Raw genomic sequence first — 18,464 nt, forward strand, 5'->3', positions numbered from 1 at the left:
GAATTAGCCGCCGAGGCCCAGCTTGCTCTGGAAATTCAGCACCTGGTTGTACTGGTACTGGCCCTTGGTAATGGCCTGGTTGAGGCGTGCGAATTCGTCACGCAGCTGTTCCTCCTTGCGGGCGAGGAAGTCGTCTTCGTCGGCTATGCGGTCATCGAGACGGTCGATTTTGCGGTCGAAGCTCTCCTCGATGCCCGAGAAGATGCTGTCGGTGCCGGTGATGTAAGCCTCGATGGTCTGGTTGAGGACGGTGGCGATGCCGTCGGTGTCGGCAGAAAACAGATCGCCTACCTGTGAGGGTTTGGTTTTCAGGGCGTCCTTGAGCTTGTCCATGTCGGCAATCTCCATGGTGCCGTCCTGCTGGAAGTCGATGCCGATGTCGCCCAGGCTGCTGATGTCATTGCCGCTGAGGCTGTCCACGGGAAGCAGGGCCTCCTGTCGGAGGGTGAGGCTCAGGTTGCGGATGGAACGTTCGTCCTGCAGCACGCCGCGGTCGCCGGTCTCACCGTTCAGAAAGGTCTTTTTGCGTATGATGCTGTTGACCTCGTTGAACTTGGATACAAACTCCTCGACGTTCTTGACGGCCGCCTCGGTGTCTCGGCTTACGGTGATTTTCTCGGTGCCGGTATTGGCCTGGTTCAGCTCGAAGGTGAGCCCGTCAACCACATCGTTGACCAGGTTGGAGGAGCGCTCGAAGGCGATGTTGTCCACGGTGAACTTGGCGTTGAGCTGGTCGGCCGTATATTCGTTGGCCAGGTTGATAGCCGACAGGTCACCCGATGCGTTGGCGATGGAAATGCGGCTCTCCTCGCCCGACTCCAGGCTTTTGAAGGAGAGGCGGGAGGTGCCGTCCCCAATGGCGTAGACCGAGGCGTCCACCTGGTCTCCGGCCTGGGCCTCCACCTCGTCGGCCACCGCCTGCAGCACCTGGTCGTTGGTCAGGCCGGTGGTGTCGATGTTGATGGTCATGGCGCTGCCGCTGCCGATGGTAAGCTCGAAGGAGCCGCTTCCGCTGCCCGCCAGGTCGCTCCCCCCGTCCGCAAAGGCGTCGGAGATCACCAGGTCCTGCTTGGCGAGCTGGGTGACATCGATGTTGTAGCTGCCGGGGTTGTCGATGCCGGCGACCGAAACCACGCTTACGGCGTCGGTGTTGGAACTGCTGCCCGCCAGCGGGGAGAACTTGTCGCCGGCGTTGCTGGCGAAGGACTCCATCAGGGAGTTCAGCGAGGAGAGCTTGGAGTCGATATCCGACAGCGCCGTCTGCTTCTTGGTAATGGCGGACTTGTCCTGCTGGAGCTGCAGTTTCTTCTGCCCTTCCAGCTGCAGGAGCTGGCGGATGGTGCTCTCATAAGGGTTGGTCTGGGAAAGAAGTGAGCTCGTGCTGATCATACCAGGAATCCGTTTCCGTTGGGGGTATTTGCCTGTTCCCTGTTCTTCACGACGCCTTCAATCCAGGCTTCGCGAATCGGTTCCAGGAGCTCGCGTACCTCCTCGAACTTCCGCTCGCGGGACATCCGTTGGCAGTACTCGTAAAGCCCGTATAGATTGCCGGAGATCTCGTAGTCGAAATTCAGCGACTTGATCAGGGCTGCGAGCACCTGGTATAGCCGCTCCTCGTCCTCCTTGTAGCAGGCCTGGATGGCGAAATCATACAATTTCGTTACCAGTTCCGCGGGGGAGGCGTTCTTTACGGCCTGTCGCTGGTATTGCAACTGGGGATCTTTCATGGTTCTGCGTGTTTTATAAGGGTTTCTATCAGGGTTCTGTAGAACTTATCGTCTTCGCGCACCCCCACTTAAGCGAAAAATCCAGGACGATTTTGCATGGCGGATGCTACCCAGGAATTCGAGCACGTACTGGGGACTGGTATTGGCTTGGGCCAGGGCGGAGGTGGCCGTCTGCTGCATGATCTGCAGCTTCACGGACTCGCTCTGGATCCTGGCGAAGTCGGCGTCCTGGATGCGGCTGCGCGCCGCCGAGTTGGCCGCAATGGCCTGCGCCAGGTTTTCCTGCCTGATCGAAAGGGACCTCTGGTCGATGCCCAGCTGGTTGACGGTGCCAGCCAGGGTGTCCATGGCCGTGTCCACATCGCCCAGAAAGGTGTTGAAGGTGCCCTGGGTGGCGTCGGTCAGCGTGATGCCGGTGGTGTCGCTGGCGGCGCTCACCGCCGCGCTGGTCGCAGAGAAGAAATCGTCTGCCCGCGAGGTGGCGATGCTGACAGCTTTGGTGTCTGGAGATCCCTCGCCCACCTGGAAGGTAAAGCTGGCGCCGTCCATCAGGGCCGTGCCCTGGAAAGACGTCTGGTCGGCGATATCGTTGATCTCCTGGCTGAGTGCCTCGATATGGTCTTTGATGTAGCCGCGTTCGGTGGCCCCGAGGGTGTCGTTGGCGCCCTGGGTGGCCAGGGACTTCATCTCCACCATGATGTCTGAAAGGGAGTTGAATCCCGACTCCGCGATGTCCAGCATGGATTTGGCGTCGCCCACGTTGCGCTGTGCCTGCTCCAGGCCCGAGATGCGGCTGGAAAGCTTGGCTGCAATGCTGAAGCCCGCGGCATCGTCCTCGGCCCGGTTGATCCTCAGGCCTGTGGAAAGCATGTACTGGTAGCGGGCGAGCCGGTCGTTGATCTTATTGAGAGAATACTGCGAGAGGCCTGCAGGTTGGTGTTCACCCGGTTGAAATCTCCAAATGACACGGTGTCCGTCGTTCGGTTAAGGGTAAAACAACCCCACCCGGAGCCCGTATTGGATCCGGAGGATCAGTTGTCGCGTAATTACCTCTTGCGCCGAAGCGGACTGCCCGTCAGGGCTTCTGCTGCATAATCCCATTATCGTCGGAACTCCTCAAAGCTTAAACAGCCTGGGGCATGTGAGCCCTGCGGCCTGGTGTCGCAACCATATAAAAAAAGGGAGCGGGGATTACCCGCTCCCTTATCAGGTACCCTGGATAGAGCCCTGAACCCTAGCCGAGGAACCCGAGTACCGCTTGGGGACTCGTGTTGGCTTGGGCCAGCGCAGAGGTAGCCGTCTGTTGCATGATTTGAAGTTTGACCGATTCACTTTGAATCTTGGCGAAGTCGGCGTCCTCAATGCGGCTGCGTGCCGCGGAGTTGGACGTGATGGCCTGGGACAGGTTCTCCTGCCGGATGGACAGGGAGTTCTGCTCGATACCCATCTGGTTGGTGTTGGTGGCCACGCGGTTGATGGCGTCGTCGATTTCGTCCAGGAAGCTGTTGAAATCGCTCGCGGCCGATCCGGCCAGGGTAGAGCGTTCCGCCGCCGGACGACTCGAAGAGGTTGTCCACGGACATGTCCATCAGCTCCACTGTCTTGGTGTCGCCGGAGCCCTCGCCCACCTGGAAGGTGAGTGAGATACCCTCGTGGGCGGCCCATCTCCTACCTGGGTACCTACGTTGTTGTCGTTGGTCCCGAAGGTGCCCGAGACATCGGTGGTACCTTTGAGCAGGTCGGTGCCCTGGAAGGTGGTGGCGTCGACAATGCTGTCGATTTCCGCTCCCAGCGATTCGATCTGATCTTTAATGTAGCCGCGTTCGGTGGCTCCGAGGGTGCCGTTGGCGCCCTGGGTGGCCTTCGACTTCATCTCGACCAGGATGTCCATGATCGAGTTGACGCCGGTTTCGGCCACGTCGAGCATGGACTTGGCGTCCCCCACGTTGCGCTGTGCCTGCTCCCAGGCCGGCGATGCAGCCCGAGAGCTTGGATGCGATGCTGAAGCCGGCGGCGTCGTCCTCGGCCCGGTTGATCCGGAGCCCGTGGACAGCTTGAGCTGGTTGTCGGCCAGCCGGCTGTTGATTTTATTGAGTGAATACTGCGAGGACAAGGCCTGCAGGTTGGTATTCACCCTGTTGATATCTCCAAAAGACATAATATGAGAGATTTAGGGTTCGGATTAACCGCCCAGGAAGCCGAGTACGGCCTGCGGGCTGGTGTTGGCTTGGGCCAGGGCGAAGGTGGCCGTCTGCTGCATGATCTGCAGCTTCGCGGACTCGCTCTGGATCTTGGCGAAGTCGGCGTCCTGGATACGGCTTCGGGCCGCGGAGTTGGACGTGATCGCCTGGGACAGATTCTCCTGCCGGATGGACAGGGAGTTCTGGTCGATGCCCATCTGGTTGGTGACGCCGGCTACCGTTTCGATGGCCGTGTCGATGTTCCCGATGAAGCTGCGGAACTCCGAGGCCGTAGCGTCAGAGTCTATCTTCAGCTCACCGCGCGCTTCCGTGCTGGTATCGTTGGAGGTGTCGTGGTCGAAAACACCAATGTTGTTGGCACCCGAGGGATCGGTGTCGATGAGCCCCGAAAACAGGGTGTTAACAGCCAGCGCGTCGATGTCCACCTGCTTGGTGTCGCCGGAGCCCTGGCCCACCTGGAAGGTAAAGGACTGGGTTCCGGTACCGTCGGCGTCGCCGTCGGCGTCCGTTCCGTTACCTTCAAGCATCTTGGTGCCCTGAAACTCGGTGGAGTCGACAATGCTGTTGATCTCGGTGGCCAGGGCTTCGAGCTGGTCGGCAATGTAGCCGCGCTCGGTGTCACCGATGGAGTCGGTACCGGCCTGGGTGGCCTTCGACTTCATCTCGACCAGGATGTCCATGATCGAGTTGACGCCGGTTTCGGCCACGTCGAGCATGGACTTGGCGTCCCCCACATTGCGTGAGGCCTGCTCCAGGCCGGCGATGCGGCCCGAGAGCTTGGATGCGATACTGAAGCCGGCGGCGTCGTCCTCGGCCCGGTTAATCCGGAGGCCGGTGGACAGCTTGAGCTGGTTGTCGGCCAGCCGGCTGTTGATTTTGTTGAGCGAATACTGCGAGGACATAGCCTGCAGGTTGGTATTCACTCTGTTGATATCTCCGAAAGACATAATGGGTCCTCCTTAGATTAGGGTTGGGATTAACCGCCCAGGAAGCCGAGTACGGCCTGCGGGCTGGTGTTGGCTTGGGCCAGGGCGCTGGTCGCGGTCTGCTGCATGATCTGCAGCTTCACGGACTCGCTCTGGATCTTGGCGAAGTCGGCGTCCTGGATACGGCTTCGGGCCGCGGAGTTGGACGTGATCGCCTGCGACAGATTCTCCTGCCGGATGGACAGGGAGTTCTGGTCGATGCCTAGCTGGTTGACGGTGCCGGCAAGAGTGTCGATGGCCGAGTCGATGTTATCCAGGAAGGTGTTGAAGGTGCTCCTGGTGGCATCGGTCAGCGTGATGCCGGTGGTGTCGCTGGAGGCGCTCACCGCTGAGCTGGCCGTCGAAAAGAAGTCGTCGGCCCGCGAGGAGGCGATGCTCACCGACTTGGTGTCGCCGGAGCCCTCGCCCACCTGGAAGGTGAGGCTGGCGCCGTCCATCAGGGCCGTGCCCTGGAAGGTGGTCTGGTCGGCGATTTCGTTGATCTCCTGGCTGAGCGCCTCGATCTGCGTTTTGAGATAGCCCCGCTCGGTGGAGCCGAGGGAGTCGTTGGCGGCCTGGGTGGCCTTGGACTTCATCTCCACCATGATGTCCATCAGGGAATCGAAGCCCGATTCCGCGATGTCCAGCATGGACTTGGCATCTCCTACGTTGCGCTGTGCTTGCTCCAGGCCGGCGATGCGGCCCGAGAGCTTGGATGCAATACTGAAGCCGGCGGCGTCGTCCTCGGCCTTGTTGATCCTCAGGCCGGTGGACAGCTTGAGCTGGTTGTCGGCCAGCCGGCTGTTAATTTTGTTGAGTGAATACTGCGAGGACAAGGCCTGCAGGTTGGTGTTCACTCTGTTGATATCTCCAAAGGACATAGTGGTTACCTCTGCGCTTTTGGATTAGTTGTTGGTTATCCACCGCCCAGGAATCCGAGAACGGCCTGGGGGCTGGTGTTGGCTTGGGCCAGGGCGGAGGTCGCGGTCTGCTGCATGATCTGCAGCTTTACGGACTCGCTCTGGATCTTCGCGAAGTCGGCGTCCTGGATACGGCTGCGTGCCGCGGAGTTGGACGTGATGGCTTGCGAAAGGTTTTCCTGCCGGATGGACAGGGAGTTCTGGTCAATTCCAATCTGGTTGACGGTGCTGGCAAGGCTGTCGATGGCCGTGTCAATGTCGCTCAGCACGCCGTTGAAGGTGCTGCGCGTGGCATCGGTCAGTGTAATGCCGTCGTCGGTATCGGTGGCGCTGATGGCCGCACCCGTACTGAAGAGGTCGTCCGCCCTGGAGGCGCTAATGCTCACAGATTTGGTGTCGCCGGAGCCTTCGCCCACCTGGAAGGTGAGGCTGGCGCCGTCCATCAGGGCCGTGCCCTGGAAGGTGGTCTGGTCGGCGATCTTGTTGATCTCCTCGCTGAGCGCCTCGATCTGGGTTTTGATGTAGCCCCGCTCGGTGGAGCCGAGGGAGTCGTTGGCGCCCTGGGTGGCCTTGGATTTCATCTCCACCAGGATGTCCATCACGGAGTCGAGTCCCGATTCCGCGATGTCCAGCATGGACTTGGCGTCCCCCACGTTACGTGAGGCCTGCTCGAGGCCGGCGATGCGGCCCGAGAGCTTGGATGCGATACTGAAGCCGGCGGCGTCGTCCTCGGCCTTGTTAATCCTCAGGCCGGTGGACAGCTTGAGCTGGTTGTCGGCCAGCCGGCTGTTGATTTTGTTGAGCGAGTACTGCGAGGACAGGGCCTGCAGGTTGGTGTTCACTCTGTTGATATCTCCGAAAGACATAAGAGGGTGGTTTTGATTGTGCTTGAATGTGCATGGCGTTCACGCTCTTGGTACACTTATCGTGGTGCCGATCACCCACCTTAAATTTTTTTTAATGACGGGCGTCCCTCTCACGGCACCGGCGTACATGCAGAAAGGGAAGGAGGGAGTCCGGCCGGCGGCGGAACCCGGCGCGACGCGCGGACTCTAGAAAGTAGAAAGTATATTTACGTAGACGTTTACACGTAATTACGGGTGGGGTCGCGCGAACAGGCATAGTGCTTTCTCGCTATTCAAGAGCAAAATACCCCGCTATATTTACAAAATATTACAAACATTAGAAGCAGCTAACTATATATTGTGAATTCCCGACTCAAGGAAAATACGTAGGGATAACAAATAGTACGTGAGTTCTGGGTAACTACAGAAGGCAGGAATGGAAACATCGCGGCTGTTACAATTTCTCTCCGCAGAAGGAGGGATGAGGGAAAGACTCACCTTCAGAACGGGAGCCCCGTTTCTCCAAGAGCCGTATGCGCAAGGCCAGAAAGATCGAGTCTTCCGTGCACCTTTCTGAAGATTCCCTGGAAGAGCAGCTGGAGAAGCTACTAGCGCGCATCGAGGCCGAGGGGGGTGCATCTACCTGAGTACGGAAGAGGACCAGTGCGTCGTTGCCAGCGGGGAGGCCCCCGGCGCGAAACAGCTCATGGCCTTCGACGAGATGGTTCTCTTTTCGGGCAATCCCATTCTGGGCGAGGACCGCTATGTTCATCCCCTTTCGATAGACGGGCAGGTCATCGGCTACATCTGCCTGCACATGGACAGCGACCTCTGCACCGAGGACCGGCGCGAACTGATACAGGCCTACGCCATCATTGTTGCCCAGGAACTGGAGCTGGTCCAGAACAAATCCATCCTGGAGCGTTTTTCCAACCGTCTGCTGGAGAAGAAAGAGAGCTGGAAAAAACCGAGCAGTATAACAGCAACCTGCTCAGCATTACCACACACGACCTCTCCTCCCCGCTGAATGCCGTTTCAGGTTACCTTGACCTGATGAACGACGCCCTGGAAGAGGATGGCGACCTGAGCCGTATTTTGGATTATCACCGGATGATCCAGTCGGGCATCAACGACATCTCCGACATGCTTAACCAGCTTAATGAGATCGCCAAGATTGAAAAGGGACTCGTATCCCTCCATTTTACCAAGGTGGATCTCTGCTGGCTGATTGAGGAGACCTGCGACCTGCTTCGGCCCATTGCCCAGAAGGAGGACCGCCGCCTGGTTTACGATGCGCCGGAATACCCGGTTTATGCGGAGGTGGATTTCGTGAAGCTCAAGCGGGTGGTATACAACCTCATATCCAACGGCATAAAGTACACCGGGGTGGGGGGACGGGTTGCGGTGTCCGTGGAAAATGGGGGTGACATGGCCCGCGTGGTGGTGGATGACAACGGCATCGGCATATCCGAAGACGACAAGGAAGCGATTTTCGAGCCCTTCGTAAAACTGAACTCCAGCGGAAAGGACGGGCTCACCTCCAGCGGCCTGGGCCTGTTCATCTCTTCCTACTTCACCCGCCAGATGCATGGCAAGATCAGCGTGGACAGTGTGGAAGGCCAGGGCAGCACCTTTATGGTTTCACTGCCCCTGGCCGAGGGTTTCCAGCAGTCCGTGTCTGCCTGATAAGATTTACATGCGGTTTTGGAAGGTGTCGCCCTTGGAAACGGCCGCCATATGCTTTCCCTCGCGGTATCGTTTCATAAACGAGCTGTTTTCGCGAGCCCCGGAGGTACTGTTTCGTCCCACGGGAAGCAGGGTGGTAACTCCCCGGTGCCGGCGGAAACGACGAACCATGAAGCGGATTTCGCGTTCCCCATCCCGCGAAACAGGTGTGCCATCTCTTCGTCAACGTCGTGATCCGCAACGATGAAGAGCGGGGCTTGTTCTTTGGGGGATTCCTCCTCATCGCGGTCCTTTCGCTGCCCTCCTCCGGGGAGGGATTGCCGTTGTTACCATACTCCGTGCGATCGGAGACCGGGTTTGTCGCATGGTCTCCCACAGCTGAGGCCGGCGCGGTGCCGGGAGCGGCCCGTTTGCCGGACAGTGAGGGTCTGGTCATATTTGAACTTCCGGTCAGGCTCATGATCGCATATCATGTTGGGGTACGTTTAACTTATCGAACCCTTCCGCGAAAAGCTTAAGTGCGCCTTGCGCGTTGAGTTCATGGGTAGGATTCCCTACATTCACTTTTCAAAAAGGTCCCGAGGTACTGTCGGTGAAAAAAGCCAAAATTATGTCGGCCGAGGAGCTGAATCGCACCTACCTGCGATTCGCCCACCAGTTCCTTGAACCGCACGACGACCCCTCCAGGCTGGCCATCATCGGCATGCAGACCCGGGGTGTGCCCATTGCCAAACGCGTGCTGTCCCACCTGCAGGAGTCCTTCGGAGTGCGTCCCGACTTCGGAATACTCGACGTGACCTTCTACCGGGACGATTTTCGGAGCAAGCTCAAGATGCCCGGCGTGAAGGTCACCGAGATCCCCTTCGACCTCTACGACCGCGACATCGTGCTGGTGGACGATGTGCTCTTTACGGGTCGAACGGTGCGTTCGGCCATGGATGCCGTCATGGATTACGGGCGTCCCAACAGCATTCGTTTCTGTTGCATGGTGGACAGGGGCACCGCCAGCTTCCCATCTCGGCCGACTACGTGGGAATCCGCGTTCCCACCCACACCAACGAGGAGGTGCGTGTGAGGGTCCGTGAACTGGACGGGGAGGATGCCGTCTATGTTGTTGAAAACGCACAGGAGGAGTCCCATGGCTGAAAATTCCTCGCCTGCGCAGGACTATCTTTTCGAGCAGCCCCACCTGCTGGGGCTGGCCGATTACAGCCGGGAGGACATTCTGTATGTGCTCGACCAGGCGAAGTATTTTCGCGAGATCCTGGATCGGCCGGTGCCCAAGGTGCCCACCCTGCGCGACAAGACCATCGTAAATCTCTTCTACGAGAACAGCACGCGCACGCGCCTCTCCTTCGAGCTGGCCCAGAAGAGAATGGGAGCCGACGTGGTGAACTTTTCCACGGGGGGATCCAGCGTGAAGAAGGGGGAGTCGCTCAAGGACACCATACGCAATATCTCCTCCATGAAAATTGACATGGTGGTGGTGCGGCACCAGAGCCCGGGTGTGCCTCATTTCCTCACGAGGGTGGTCGACGCCACCATCATCAACGCCGGCGACGGGGCTCACGAGCATCCCACGCAGGCGCTGCTCGACATGTTCACCATGCGCCAGGTGCGTGCCGATCTCGAAAACCGGCATGTCGCCATCATCGGAGACATTGCCCACAGCCGGGTGGTTCGCTCCAACATCATCGGCCTGCGCAAACTGGGAGCCGAGGTCACCGTATGTGGTCCCCCGACCTTCATGCCGGTATACGTGGAGGATCTGGGCGTGAACGTCTCCCACAACCTGGAGGACACCCTCTCGCGCTGCGACATCGCCATGGCACTACGCATCCAGCTGGAGCGGCAGGAAGGTCAGACCGGGCTTTTCCCCAGCATACGCGAATATCACGAGCTTTTCGGCATCAAGCGCACGCACCTGGAGCGCTACCCCGATTTTACGGTCATGCACCCGGGCCCGGTCAACCGCGGGGTGGAGCTGGAGAGTGAGGTGGCCGACAGCGACCGCTCCATCATTCTCAGCCAGGTTACCAACGGGGTGGCCGTGCGCATGGCCGTGCTCTACCTGCTCAGCGGGGGCACGCGCATCTAGCGTTTCCGGGACTTTTTCCAGCGGGCCAGTACGATGCCGCAGATGACCAGGGCCGAGCCGGCGTACTGAAACGTGGTCAGCCGCTCGCCCAGAAGAAGCACCCCGAAAAGCAGTCCCATAACCGGCACAAGGTTCTGGTAGGTGGAGGTATGCACCGCGCCCACGGTCTGTATGCCGTAGTTCCACACCACGTAGGCCGCGCCGATGGAGAGGAGTCCGCTGTAGACCACCCCGCCCCAGGCCGCTGCGGGCACAGCGGCCCATTCGATACGCAGGATGCCGGGAAGACCGGCGACCATCAAGGCCACGCATCCCACCGAGGTGACGATCACCGAAAACTGAATGGGCGTATAGCGTTCCAGGAAGGGCTTGGACATCATGGTAAAGGCGCCCCAGACCATGGCCGCCAGGATGATGATCAGGTCGCCGGTGAAGGTATCCGACCCCAGGCTGAGTTCGTTCTCCCCGCCCGACAGGATGAAGACGATGCCCCCGAAGGCGAAAAGCACGCCCATGCCCTTGACCAGGTTCATGCGTTCGGTGCCCGCAAGGTGTGAGAAGAGGGCCACCCAGACAGGGATGGTGCCAAGCATGACCGCCGCGTTCGCCGAAAGGGTGAAATCGATGCCTACGATAAAGAGGCCCTGGTAGAGCAGGTTGCCCATCAGTCCCATGCCCAGCAGCGGCAGCCAATCCTTGCGGGGCACCCGCAGTTTCTGTCCTTTCCACCAGAGGGCGCCCCAGACGACAGTCGTGGCAAAGAGGAAGCGCAGACCGTTGAAAGGGAAGGGCTCCATCCACTCCAGGCTTGCCTTGATGACCGAGAAGTTGAGGGCCCAGATGAAGGCCACCATCAGCAGTGCGGATTCGACCAGGGTGCGTTTGCTCACAAAGGGCGTGGATCGGTACGTGTTTGTTGCGGCCTCAAAAGTACGGCAACAAAGGACGGGAACAAAAGATTGAAACAAAGGGTTGTTGACCTTCGTACGGCAATATCTTAATTTCGGTCACTTTATGACTGACAGTCACTTTTAGGGAATACCAGGCCACCCATGGGAACCGAAGAACGCAAAATGCGTGAGAAGGAACGCCGCCGCGACCAGATCCTGGACGCGGCCGAGCGTGTTATCTTTTCCCAGGGGCTTGACCAGTCGACCATGGAAGAGATCGCCGAGGAGGCCGAACTGAGCAAGGGTACCCTCTACCTCTACTTCCGGAACAAAAAGGAGCTCTACCTGGGCATCTGCGAACGCGGTTCCAACCTGCTCAACGGGCGGTTGGCCAAGGTGTTTGCCGCCGAACGGTCCGGCCTGGAAATGGTACGGGAACTGGGCGAGGTATACCTTCGCTTCGTTCGTGAAAACCCCCATTATTTCACTGCTTTCATGCATTATGAGTCGAGCATGAACCTGGAGGAGCTCCAGGAGAGTGAGATGGTGGCCACCTGCGAAAAGAACGTACGCGAGGCGATGACCTTTATCATCCGCGCCCTGCAGATCGGCATGCAGGACGGCACCATCGACGATGCGGTGGAGCCCCGGGAACTGGCTGTCATTATCTGGGGAAGCACCAAGGGACTGGTACAGATTTCGCACATGAAAGAGCAGGGCCACCATTTCAAGATGATGGATGAGATGGACCTGAACGTCGATTCCATATACGAGAATTACCTGAACCTGATCGGGCGGGCCATCGCGGCCGGTACCGGGAGGTGACCGGTGGTCATTAATGGTGCAACCGCGTAATCACACGATATTTGAACACGGGAAAAAGCAAGATGAAACAGCCAAAGATCACGAAGGCCCGCAAAGCGCTTGTTGCGGCGGCCCTGCTGCTGGGCATGACGGGATGGAGTGCCACCGGCAGTACCGCCCGGGCGCAGACGCACGCCTCCCCCGATTCCACACTCACCCTTTCACAGGCCATCCAGGTGGCCCTGGCCAACAACCACCAGATCAAACGCTCCCTGCTGTCCCTTGAGGATGCAGACGAGCAGGTGCGGATGGCCTGGAGCGAGGTACTTCCCGACATTTCGGGCTCGGCCTCCTATTCGCGGAACATCGAACTTCCGGTCTTTTTCTTTCCCCAGGACCCATCCGATCCCAATTCGCCGCTGCGCGCCATCCAAGCCGGGGAGGATAACAACTGGAACGCCGGCCTCAGCGTCGAACAGACGCTTTTCAGGGGCGAAGCCTTTGTGGGAATCGGCACCTCGCAGCTCTACAAGGAAGCACAGGCCGAAGGGGTGCGGGCCACAACCCAGCAGATCGTCACCGATACCCGGCTCGCCTACTATGATGTACTGATAGCTGAGGAGCGGCTCCGCCTGCAGCACGAAACGGTGAGCCGGCTGCGCGAGAATCTGCGCGAGAACCGTGCGCGCCGTGAAGCCGGACTGGTGGACTCCTACCAGGTCCTCCAGGTGGAGGTCCAGCTTGGCAATCAGGAGCCGCAGCTCACACAGGCCCGGTACGAGGTCCGCCAGGCCTACCGCAGACTCAAGATGGTATTGGGCGTTCCCCTGGATCTTTCGCTTTCGGTCACGGGCGACCTGGGTTCCTACACCATCCGGTCGGACCAGGCGGGGACCGCCGAGAACCGCCACCTCAAGGAAGTCGATACCATCACTCCCTATCGCTACCAGGGCGGGGGCATGGAACGTGAAGCGGTGACCGACATGCGTGGCGACATTCGCGTGCTGGAAACGCAGAACGACCTGAAAGGCAAGGAGATCCGGGCCATCAAAAGCCGATTCCTTCCCTCGCTGACCGCCCGATACAACCTGGGCTGGCGGGCCGAGGAGCCGGGTTCGCCCACCTTCTTCGGCAAAGACCGGAACCGCGTGCGCACCCAGAGCCTGATGCTCAGCCTGAGCGTGCCCATTTTCGAGGGCTTCGGACGTATGGCCAGCCTCAACATGGCACGCATAGAAAAGAGGGACCTGGAGATTCAGCGTGAGCAGGTCATTCGTCAGGCCACCAGCGAAATTCAATCGGCCCGTGAGTCCCTTGACCAGGCTATAGAGACGGCGCCTGCCCGCCGCAAGGCCCTGGACCAGGCCAGGGAAGGATACCAGCGCGCGACAGCTCGCCTGGAAAACGGGCTGGGATCCCAGCTTGACGTCATAGAGGCGGAGTTTCAGCTGCGCCAGGCCGAGGTCAATTACGCCTCCATGGTCTATCGTTATCTGACCGCCAAGGCGCGCTACGATCTTGCCCTCGGCATGGTTCCGTACGTGGACAGCGAGGCCCCCGAACGTGAATAACATTCTACCATACTCCCATACCATGAAGCACGCAACGTATTTTGTCACCGCCCTGACCCTGTTCGCCGTAATCCTGGCGGGCTGCACCCAGTCCGGGGAAACGACGCAGGAGGTGGGCGTCAAAACCGTGAACGTGGAAACGCGGATCCTGGAGGCCGCTCCCTTTGAGCGCTACCTTCGCCTGGTGGGCACCGTGGCCTCGCGCAACGACGTGCAGGTGTCGGCCGAGGTGGGCGGGCGCATCGAGGAGGTCTACGTGGACCGCGGCGACCGGGTGGCCCGCGGCGACCGCATCGCCAAGATCGATGACAGCCAGCTGCTGCGCGAGAAACAGCGCCTGGAGGCGGTCACCGCCCGGTCCCGCGAAAATTTCCAGCGCCTGCAGCGACTGTTCCGCCAGGACAGCGTGGGATCGGAAATGGAGTACCTGAACGCCATGTACACCTACGAGCAGAACCAGGCGGCCCTGGAGTCGGTGGAGGTGAGCCTGGAGAAAACGGATGTCAGCGCCCCCTTTGACGCCAGCGTGGAGAATATTTTCCTGGAGCGGGGAGAAATGGCCAGCCCCGGCACACCGCTGGTGAGGCTCATAGGGTTCGATCGGCTGAAGGTGATCGCCGGCGTGCCCTCCCGCTTCGCCGACGTGGTGCAGCAGGGCGATCGCGTGCAGGTCTGGTTCGACTACCAGAGTTCCGACACCCTCGATCTCCCCATCGCATTTGTAGGCCAGAGTATCGATCCCGATGCGCGCACGTTCCGCATCGAGGTTAACCTGCCGGCCGGGAGCCCCGCCCACAAGGTGGACATGGTGGCCAACCTGAAATTGCGGACCTTGCGGCGCGACAGTGTACTGTCGGTGGGCGAGGAGTTTGTGTACGAGCAGCGGGGAGCTACGTGGTCTACACCCTGGGTACCGACGATCAGGGCGAGACGGTCGCGCGCATGCGCCCCGTACGCCTGGGTGAATCATTCGAGAACCGCGTAATTCTTGAAAGCGGCGTCGAACCGGGCGATGAGCTGATCACTGTGGGGTCCTCCTTCCTGCAGGAGGGCATGCGCGTGAGCGTGGTCGAGCAGGCCGAAACCTCGATGGCCAGCCAGAATTAGGATGTAGCATATCACAACCCATTGTCCCATGAGCCAATCCACAGACCATACCAACGGGGGACCCCGCGACGGAGTGCAGGGTAAGGGAGCCGCCGCCCAGAAGAGTTCGGACTCACCTCCTTTTCTATCGATAACCGCATCAGCGTGCTGGTCATTATCCTGCTGGTAGCGGTTTTTGGCATCAACTCCTACGTCAATCTTCCGAAGGAGTCTTCCCGGACATCACCGTACCCAATATCCTGGTGATCACCACCTACCCGGGCGTGTCGCCGGAGGACATGGAGAGCCTCGTCACGCGTCCCCTCGAGGACGAGCTGGCCGGCATTTCCGATATCAAGGAGATGACCTCATCCACCCTCGAGGGCTATTCCAACATCACCCTGGAATTCGAGTCGGACCTCGACATCGACGAGGCCCTGCAGAAGGTGCGTGAGAAGGTGGATCTGGCCAAGCCGGAGCTGCCTTCGGAGGCCGAAGATCCCATAATCCAGGAGATCAACCTCTCGGAATTTCCCATCATGCAGGTCAACGTATCCGGGCAATACGACCTGGTGCGACTCAAGGAGATTGCCGAAGACCTGCAGGACCGCATCGAGGCCATTCCCTCCGTTCTGGAGGTGAACCTGGCCGGTGGACTCGAGCGAGAGGTGAAGGTGGATGTAAACCTGCCCCGCCTGAAGTACTACGGGCTCACCTTCGGCGATGTGATTGCCGCCATCCAGGCCGAAAATGTGACCGTGCCCGGCGGCTCCATCGATGTGGGCAACAAGAAATTCCTGTTGCGGGTGCCGGGCGAATACGACACGGTGCAGCCCATAGAGGATATCGTAGTGGACGCCCCGGACGACAAACCCATCTACGTGCGCGACCTGGCCGAGGTGGAGTTCGGCTTCAAGGAACGCGCCACCTGCGCCGAGCTGGAGAACGACCCCGTCATCACACTCTCGGTGGTCAAGCGCAGCGGGGAGAACATCCTGGAGACCTCCCGCGCGGTCAAGCAGATCCTGGACGAGGCCCTGCCGTCCCTGCCGCCCACGACCAACTTTGAGATCACCTCCGACCAGAGCAAGGACATCAACTCCATGGTGAGCAGCCTGGAGAACAACATCATCAGTGGGCTGCTGCTGGTGATCGGCATCCTGCTCTTCTTCCTGGGCATTCGCAACGCCTCCTTCGTAGGGGTGGCCATTCCCCTCTCGATGTTTCTCTCTTTTATCGTGCTGAGCGTCCTGGGGCAGACCATGAATATGATTGTGCTTTTTTCGCTCATCCTGGCCCTGGGCATGCTCGTGGACAACGCCATTGTCGTGGTGGAGAACATATACCGCTACCTGGAGGAGGGCTTTGATAACTTCGAAGCCGCCAAAAAGGGCACCGCCGAAGTGGCCGTGCCCATTATCACCGGCACGCTGACCACCCTCGCCGCCTTCACCCCGCTGCTGTTCTGGCCGGGCGTGGTCGGGGAGTTCATGGGTTTCCTGCCGCTAACCCTCATCGTCACGCTCAGCAGCTCCCTCTTCGTGGCGCTGGTAATCAACCCGGTGCTTTGCGCACTTTTCATGACGGTGGACTACACCGAGGACGGAAGCAAGCTTTCCATGACACGCAGGGGGCGCATCTTCATCGCCGCCGTTGCGGGCCTCTTCCTGGCCGGCATGCTGCTCAGCAGCTTTCTCACCTGGAGCATGCTCATCGTGGCTGCCGGACTGCTCTGGCTGTCCTACCGCTATGTACTGAACCCCATCGGCATCTGGTGGCAGCGGAAGGGACTCCCCCGGGTGCTGGCACACTACGAACGCGCGTTGCGCTGGTCGCTGGACCACGGCAAGAGCATCGTGGGCATCTCCGTGCTGGTGTTGCTGTCCAGCTTCGTGGTTTTTGGCATGTTCAACCCCGGCGTAGAGTATTTCCCGGAAGACATCCCCCCGGCGCGGGTCTACGTGCAGGTGGAAGCGCCTGTGGGCACCAACGTTGAGTTCACCAAGTCGGTGGTGGACCGGCTGGAGAACAAGATCCCCGAAATCCCCAACGGCGATGATATCGAGACGTTCCTGAGCACCTCTGGATCGGCCATTTCCGCCAATCCCATGGGGGATGGGGGCAACTCCTCCCACCTGGGCACCATCGTGCTCAATTTCGTGGACTACCAGCAGCGGGAGGGTACCAGCTTCCAGACCATGGAATATGTCCGCAGCAACTTCAGCCGCGGCATCGCGGGAGCCAACGTAACGGTGGAGGAGGAACAGGGAGGTCCCCCGTCGGGACCGCCCATCAACCTGGAGATCTCCGGAAGCGACATCGCGGTGCTGGAGCGCATATCCGGGGAAATCCTGAGCATCATCGAAAACGACCCGGTCTACAGCAAACTGGACGGCCTGGAGACCGATATGCCGGAGGCGCGTCCCGAAGTGCGCGTGAACGTGGACCGGGAAAAGGCGGCCATGTACGGACTTTCCACGCAGATCATCGGCAATACCGTGCGCCAGGCCGTCAACGGGGTGGAGGCCTCCCAGTACCGCGACGGCAAGGACGAATACGACATCACCGTGCGGCTGGCCGAACAGTACCGGCGTGACCTGAGCACCCTGCAGGATCTTACCCTGGTGGAGGAGGGCCGCCAGATTCCCCTTTCCAGCGTAGCCACGTGGGAGATCACCGAAGGACTGGGAGGCATCAATCATGTGGATCAGGAGCGGGTGATCACCGTATCCGCCCAGGTCCGTTCCGGTTACAACGCCAACGCCGTGCTGGGCGAGGTGCAGGGTGTGGTGGGCGACTACCTGGACAGCGAGATTCCGGACGGCTACCGCACAAGCTGGACCGGCCAGCAGGAAGACCAGCAGGAAGCCATGGAGTTCCTCTCCGGGGCGTTTGTGATCGCCCTCTTCCTGATTGCCTTCATTCTCATCTCGCAGTTCAACTCCGTCCAGCAAACCCTTTATCGTCATGACCTCCGTGCTGATGTCCACCGCCGGGGTCTTTTTCGGGCTGGCCTTCTTCCAGATGCCTTTTGTGATCATCATGACCGGCATCGGGGTGATCTCCCTGGCCGGGGTGGTGGTGAACAACGCCATCGTGATGATCGACTACATTGACATTCTGCGCCGACGCGACGGCATGGAACTCTACGAGGCGCTGGTGGAGGGCGGCAAGGTGCGTTTCCGCCCCGTCATCCTCACCGCGCTGACCACCACCATGGGACTGGTTCCGCTGGCCATTGGCTTCAATCTTCGATTTCATCACCCTGGTCAACGACCCGGCCCTCTTCTTCTCCAACATCGGGGAGTATCTCTACTGGGGAGGGGAGCAGGCCGCTTGGTGGGGGCCCATGGCCGTAGCGGTGATCAACGGGCTGATCTTTGCCACCTTCCTGACGCTGATTCTCGTGCCTGTGCTCTACTATCTCTTTGAGAAGGGTCGACGCGGCGTGAACGTCTTCTTTTACGACACGGAGAATCCGGGCATCATCAGGGAAACCGGCGTCAACGGCAACGGCGAGGCGGTTGCGGCGTCGGGGGACGGCACGGGAGACACCACCCCGGCTCCGACAAGCCGGGACTAGCATCGTCGACATTCCCCGCGATGCCGGGATGAGCTCCTGGAGAAAAAACCCTATCTTCAGGCTTCCATCGCATCACTCTGAACCCCCA

The 18,464-nt window shown here is 59.9% G+C and carries 20 protein-coding genes; 10 read left to right on the top strand and 10 right to left on the bottom strand.

The window, feature by feature from the left end; genetic code table 11:
* Positions 1 to 3 precede the first annotated feature (3 nt).
* The 8 genes from fliD to U5K31_09335 all read right to left on the bottom strand — a co-directional run bounded on the left by fliD (position 4) and on the right by U5K31_09335 (position 6,679).
* Positions 4 to 1,389, bottom strand: coding sequence for a flagellar filament capping protein FliD (gene fliD / locus U5K31_09300; GenBank protein ID MDZ7772919.1), 1,386 nt, complete (start codon positions 1,387 to 1,389; stop codon positions 4 to 6).
* A complete protein-coding gene (locus U5K31_09305) occupies positions 1,386 to 1,727 on the bottom strand; it encodes a flagellar export chaperone FliS (GenBank protein MDZ7772920.1) in 342 nt (113 codons plus the stop codon). The genes fliD and U5K31_09305 overlap by 4 nt, the downstream gene beginning before the upstream one ends.
* A 45-nt stretch (positions 1,728 to 1,772) precedes the next feature.
* The gene (locus U5K31_09310) at positions 1,773 to 2,597 is read right to left on the bottom strand and encodes a flagellin (GenBank protein ID MDZ7772921.1); all 825 of its coding nucleotides are present in this window, start codon (positions 2,595 to 2,597) and stop codon (positions 1,773 to 1,775) included.
* Positions 2,598 to 2,961: 364 nt separating this feature from the next.
* On the bottom strand, positions 2,962 to 3,261 hold the full coding sequence (locus U5K31_09315) for a flagellin (GenBank protein MDZ7772922.1): 300 nt from the start codon (positions 3,259 to 3,261) through the stop codon (positions 2,962 to 2,964).
* Between the two features lie 54 nt (positions 3,262 to 3,315).
* Positions 3,316 to 3,885 (bottom strand): flagellin, encoded by a 570-nt coding sequence (locus tag U5K31_09320; GenBank protein MDZ7772923.1) that lies wholly within the window; start codon positions 3,883 to 3,885, stop codon positions 3,316 to 3,318.
* Positions 3,886 to 3,909: 24 nt separating this feature from the next.
* Entirely contained in the window at positions 3,910 to 4,875 is a 966-nt protein-coding gene (locus U5K31_09325) for a flagellin (protein ID MDZ7772924.1), read from the bottom strand.
* A gap of 29 nt (positions 4,876 to 4,904) precedes the next feature.
* A complete protein-coding gene (locus tag U5K31_09330) occupies positions 4,905 to 5,774 on the bottom strand; it encodes a flagellin (GenBank protein MDZ7772925.1) in 870 nt (289 codons plus the stop codon).
* Between the two features lie 35 nt (positions 5,775 to 5,809).
* Positions 5,810 to 6,679, bottom strand: coding sequence for a flagellin (locus U5K31_09335; GenBank protein MDZ7772926.1), 870 nt, complete (start codon positions 6,677 to 6,679; stop codon positions 5,810 to 5,812).
* A 685-nt stretch (positions 6,680 to 7,364) separates the two neighbouring features.
* On the opposite strand from U5K31_09335, the gene U5K31_09340 reads away from it, so the two are divergent.
* Together U5K31_09340 and U5K31_09345 are read left to right on the top strand one after the other, a co-directional pair.
* Positions 7,365 to 7,685, top strand: a complete 321-nt coding sequence (locus U5K31_09340; GenBank protein MDZ7772927.1) for a GAF domain-containing protein — start codon at positions 7,365 to 7,367, stop codon at positions 7,683 to 7,685.
* Positions 7,682 to 8,344: a HAMP domain-containing sensor histidine kinase gene (locus U5K31_09345; protein ID MDZ7772928.1), complete on the top strand. Its 663-nt coding sequence runs from the start codon at positions 7,682 to 7,684 to the stop codon at positions 8,342 to 8,344. The genes U5K31_09340 and U5K31_09345 overlap by 4 nt, the downstream gene beginning before the upstream one ends.
* Positions 8,345 to 8,350: 6 nt before the next feature.
* Here U5K31_09345 and U5K31_09350 read toward each other — a convergent pair whose 3' ends face one another.
* On the bottom strand, positions 8,351 to 8,515 hold the full coding sequence (locus tag U5K31_09350) for a hypothetical protein (protein ID MDZ7772929.1): 165 nt from the start codon (positions 8,513 to 8,515) through the stop codon (positions 8,351 to 8,353).
* A 421-nt stretch (positions 8,516 to 8,936) separates the two neighbouring features.
* Here U5K31_09350 and pyrR point away from each other — a divergent pair, with 421 nt between their 5' ends.
* Both pyrR and U5K31_09360 read left to right on the top strand, forming a co-directional pair.
* Positions 8,937 to 9,419, top strand: a complete 483-nt coding sequence (pyrR, locus tag U5K31_09355) for a bifunctional pyr operon transcriptional regulator/uracil phosphoribosyltransferase PyrR (GenBank protein ID MDZ7772930.1) — start codon at positions 8,937 to 8,939, stop codon at positions 9,417 to 9,419.
* 63 nt (positions 9,420 to 9,482) lie between these two features.
* Positions 9,483 to 10,442 (top strand): aspartate carbamoyltransferase catalytic subunit, encoded by a 960-nt coding sequence (locus U5K31_09360; protein MDZ7772931.1) that lies wholly within the window; start codon positions 9,483 to 9,485, stop codon positions 10,440 to 10,442.
* Here U5K31_09360 and U5K31_09365 read toward each other — a convergent pair.
* The gene (locus U5K31_09365; GenBank protein ID MDZ7772932.1) at positions 10,439 to 11,332 is read right to left on the bottom strand and encodes an EamA family transporter; all 894 of its coding nucleotides are present in this window, start codon (positions 11,330 to 11,332) and stop codon (positions 10,439 to 10,441) included. The genes U5K31_09360 and U5K31_09365 overlap by 4 nt on opposite strands.
* A 162-nt stretch (positions 11,333 to 11,494) precedes the next feature.
* On the opposite strand from U5K31_09365, the gene U5K31_09370 reads away from it, so the two are divergent.
* The 6 genes from U5K31_09370 (at position 11,495) to U5K31_09395 (ending at position 18,376) form a co-directional block, all read left to right on the top strand.
* Positions 11,495 to 12,157, top strand: coding sequence for a TetR/AcrR family transcriptional regulator (locus tag U5K31_09370; protein MDZ7772933.1), 663 nt, complete (start codon positions 11,495 to 11,497; stop codon positions 12,155 to 12,157).
* A 62-nt stretch (positions 12,158 to 12,219) separates the two neighbouring features.
* A complete protein-coding gene (locus U5K31_09375) occupies positions 12,220 to 13,707 on the top strand; it encodes a TolC family protein (protein MDZ7772934.1) in 1,488 nt (495 codons plus the stop codon).
* A 22-nt stretch (positions 13,708 to 13,729) separates the two neighbouring features.
* On the top strand, positions 13,730 to 14,692 hold the full coding sequence (locus U5K31_09380) for an efflux RND transporter periplasmic adaptor subunit (GenBank protein ID MDZ7772935.1): 963 nt from the start codon (positions 13,730 to 13,732) through the stop codon (positions 14,690 to 14,692).
* Positions 14,650 to 14,814: a hypothetical protein gene (locus tag U5K31_09385; GenBank protein ID MDZ7772936.1), complete on the top strand. Its 165-nt coding sequence runs from the start codon at positions 14,650 to 14,652 to the stop codon at positions 14,812 to 14,814. Before U5K31_09380 ends, U5K31_09385 begins: the two co-directional genes overlap by 43 nt.
* 221 nt (positions 14,815 to 15,035) lie before the next feature.
* Positions 15,036 to 17,909 carry an efflux RND transporter permease subunit gene (locus U5K31_09390; GenBank protein MDZ7772937.1) on the top strand — a complete coding sequence of 958 codons (2,874 nt, stop codon included), beginning with the start codon at positions 15,036 to 15,038 and terminating at the stop codon, positions 17,907 to 17,909.
* A gap of 122 nt (positions 17,910 to 18,031) precedes the next feature.
* A complete protein-coding gene (locus U5K31_09395; protein ID MDZ7772938.1) occupies positions 18,032 to 18,376 on the top strand; it encodes a hypothetical protein in 345 nt (114 codons plus the stop codon).
* Positions 18,377 to 18,464 lie beyond the last annotated feature (88 nt).

The organism is Balneolaceae bacterium (assembly GCA_034521445.1).
Taxonomy (GTDB): Bacteria; Bacteroidota; Rhodothermia; order Balneolales; family Balneolaceae; genus JAXHMM01.